Source organism: Paenibacillus antibioticophila (assembly GCF_000455265.1).
Lineage (GTDB): Bacteria > Bacillota > Bacilli > Paenibacillales > Paenibacillaceae > Fontibacillus > Fontibacillus antibioticophila.
In genome coordinates this window covers 105,303-108,750 of sequence record NZ_HG005140.1, presented here as the reverse complement: position 1 = coordinate 108,750, position 3,448 = coordinate 105,303, and the positions used below count along the sequence as shown (strand labels likewise).

Below are 3,448 nucleotides of genomic sequence, written 5' to 3'. Positions count from 1 at the left end.
GCGAAGAGCGGCCGCTGCTGAGGCAGCTCGGCCTGCTCCCTGCGGAGCAGCGCGTCCGCGCCACTGGCGGCGGCCCCCCCAATAGTGAGCCGCCCGCTGCGCCGCTGCTGGAGATCAGCGGCTTAACCTTCCAGTACGGCCGTAATACTCCGGCCGTACTGGAAGACGTCTCGCTGAAGCTCCAGCCCGGGGAGTGGCATCTGCTTACCGGCGATAACGGCTCCGGCAAGACAACCCTGTCCCGTCTATTGCTGGGCCTGCTCCCGCTGCCGGCGGGCAGCATCTTTTGGCAGGGGCGGGATATTGCAGGGATATCCTTGTACGAGCTTGCCGAGGAGATCGGCTATGTGTTCCAGCAGCCGGAGCTGCAGTTTGTTACAGCAAACGTCATGGAGGAACTGCTGTACGGGCCGCGCTGTCAATTGCGTCTCCGGGCAAAGGATGATCTGCCGGAGCAGGTCATGCAGCAGGCGGAGGAGGTGCTTCAACTGCTTGGGCTGCATTTGGAGCAGGATGCTTCTCCTTACCTGTTAAGCGGCGGAAAGAAGCGTCTGCTCAGTGCGGCCTCTGTCTTCATGACGGGCAAGAAATTAATCATCCTTGACGAGCCCACAGCCGGAGCGGACTATCTTGGAGCGGGCAGGCTGTCTGCCTTATGCATAAGAGTTGTCCAGGAAGGCGCCTCGATCCTGATGATTACCCATGAGCCCGAGTTTTTTGCAGGAGAATGCACAGTAAGGTGGCATTTGGACAACGGTCGGCTTAAGCGTACTTGATCCTGTATGCTTTATACTTCCCAATTCTATCCGCATTCGCTATAATAATTACTTTGAGCTGGAGTGCACGGGAAGGAAGTTAATAGCATGAAATATTCAGGATTACAAAGAAAGTACATCTTAATCGGCCTACTATTATCCACTTTTTTAGCTGCGATTGAGGGCACGGTTATTGGGCCGGCCGGACCTAGAATTGTGGGTGACCTCGGCGGTGTGGAGCTGTTAAGCTGGGTTTTCACAGCCTACCTGCTGACCATGGCCGTAGCCACGCCGATATTTGGGAAGATCAGTGACTTATATGGAAGAAAGCCGGTATTTATAATTGGCTCGGTATTATTCCTTGCCGGATCGCTGTTATCCGGTCTGTCGCAGGGCATGGAACAGTTGATTTTGTTCCGGGCTGTGCAGGGGATCGGAGCAGGCGCATTGACACCGGTAACGTTCACGATTATCGGGGATATCTACTCGATTGAGGAACGGGCCAAGGTTCAGGGCTGGATCAGTTCGGTATGGGGGATATCCTCGCTTGTAGGACCCTTGCTTGGCGGGTATTTCGTGGATTCGCTTAACTGGCGGTGGGTGTTCGGGTTCAATGTTCCGTTCGGATTGCTGTCACTTCTATTTATAATGAAGCATTTTACCGAGCGTGTAGAGAAGCGCAAAGTGAATATCGACATTCCTGGCGCCATAACCTTTACTGTGGGTGTAACCGCACTGCTCTTCGGCCTGGCGACGGGCGGCCAGCAACTAGCCTGGAATTCGCCGCTGTTGATTGGTATATTCACTGTTGCACTGATTTCGCTGGTGCTGTTCTTTATCGTGGAACGTAAGGCTGAGGAGCCGATGGTTCCTCTGAAATTGTTCCGGATTCGAGACATCGCCTATTCCAACCTTGCCAGCCTGCTGGCCAGTGCATTGCTAATTGGGCTGACTTCATATTTGCCCTTATGGGTTCAAGGTGTTCTCGGCAAAAATGCAACCATATCCGGTCTTGTGCTTGCACCGATGTCGCTGAGCTGGATGCTGGGATCGGTGCTTGGGGCCCGGTGGATCATTTCGCGCGGCTCGCGGCTTACCTCACTCGTCGGCATGGCCATAATCGCTTTAGCTGCGTTTGGTATGGCGTTTATGAACGAGCACACCTCGATTTATTTACTGATGCTCTTCAATGCGCTTTATGGCATTGGCTTCGGTTTTTCATTCGCCGTATTTACGATTATTGCCCAGTCATCGGTGCATTACCATTTGCGCGGGGCTTCCACGGCGCTGAACTCGTTCGTGAAGTCTATCGGGCAGACTATCGCGGTAACGGTGTTCGGTATGCTTATTAATCTGGGTATCACCTCCCGTCTGCCTGAGCCTGCGGCGGGGGCGGATCCGATTACCCAGAATGACATTAATAATCTGTTGTCTCCGGAGAAGGTGCATCTGCTTCCGCAAGAGCTATGGGAACAGCTCAAGCATACGCTGAGCGGCAGCTTGGGCTTTTTGTTCATTGTAATGGCTGTCGTAGCGGTGGCAGGTCTTCTAACTGCATTTGGTTTGCGGAGCAAGGCCCCGGAACCAGAGGAAATCTAGACATGTAGCTAGACAAGGCACGCCTTTGCCGAGGAGTAGTATAAAATAACATCGTCCTCCGCACCATAATGGGAAAGGGGAGGTGTTATCTTGAATCAAGAAGCAGATTTAAATCTCGATCAAAGCACGCTCGTTCATGCCTGGCAGCAGCAGCTGCCGGAATATCTGAATCCCGGCGACTCCTTCCAGGTGGAACCGGATCAAGGCAATCCGCAGGCGCTCCGTATTCATATCGATGCGGCAGGCCGGCAGTTTTACTCCTTTGATTTTCAATGCGCTTATATGGATGAGCGAGAGGTTAAAGTAGAGCTGGTGGATGTTGAACGGGATGGCGTGACAGTCAATGAGCAGAGCGAGAAGATTCAGGAGATGACCGGAGACTATGTCCGGCATTTGCATGAATGTGCCCAAGCGCTGCACAAGATCACCAAGCCTTCCTAATCGGCAGTATATTTGCAGATTCATCTTATGAGGAGGATGGATAGTGGCTAAGACGAGTGGTAACAGGCCGGATAAAAATCTGGCTGGTGTTGTGCACGATCTGGAGGATGCGCCGGTGAACAGCCTGGATGCGCAGCAGCGTCAGCAGGATGTAAATGACCGGCGCAGAAGAGATAACCATAATCACCAGCACAAGGTAGATATGGATCCGTCTCATTGATTTATCTTAATCATGGGGTGTCCCTGAAATCATCGTAGATGATTAGGGGCACCCTTTTTTGCGGGACTTGCACGGTGTGCGAGTGCTGGTGCGACGATTATAGTGCAGAAAGTCATTAAAATTGCTGGAGTGAGTGCTCATGCGACGATTATAGTGCAGAAAGTCATTAAAATTGCTGGAGTGAGTGCTCATGCGACGATTATAGTGCAGAAAGTCATTAAAATTGCTGGAGTGAGTGCTCATGCGACGATTATAGTGCAGAAAGTCATTAAAATTGCTGGAGTAAGTGCTGGTGCGACGATTATAGTGCAGAAAGTCATTAAAATTGCTGGAGTGAGTGCTGGTGCGACGATTATAGTGCAGAAAGTCATTAAAATTGCTGGAGTGAGTGCTGGTGCGAAGATTATAGTGCAGAATGGACCTCTGTCAAGAT

Annotated in this window: 5 protein-coding genes; all 5 read left to right on the top strand. The window is 51.9% G+C overall.

Going from position 1 to position 3,448, the window contains the following annotated elements:
- A partial coding sequence (locus tag TX85_RS14395) for an ABC transporter ATP-binding protein (protein WP_158297332.1) occupies window positions 1-776 on the top strand: 776 nt, incomplete at its 5' end.
- A gap of 87 nt (window positions 777-863) precedes the next feature.
- On the top strand, window positions 864-2,354 hold the full coding sequence (locus TX85_RS14390) for an MDR family MFS transporter (protein ID WP_044480209.1): 1,491 nt from the start codon (window positions 864-866) through the stop codon (window positions 2,352-2,354).
- Between the two features lie 90 nt (window positions 2,355-2,444).
- Window positions 2,445-2,795, top strand: coding sequence for a hypothetical protein (locus TX85_RS14385; RefSeq protein ID WP_044480207.1), 351 nt, complete (start codon window positions 2,445-2,447; stop codon window positions 2,793-2,795).
- 43 nt (window positions 2,796-2,838) lie between these two features.
- Entirely contained in the window at window positions 2,839-3,015 is a 177-nt protein-coding gene (locus TX85_RS27045; protein WP_187375162.1) for a hypothetical protein, read from the top strand.
- 102 nt (window positions 3,016-3,117) lie between these two features.
- The coding region (locus tag TX85_RS14380) for a hypothetical protein (RefSeq protein WP_044480206.1) at window positions 3,118-3,448 on the top strand (331 nt) is incomplete at its 3' end.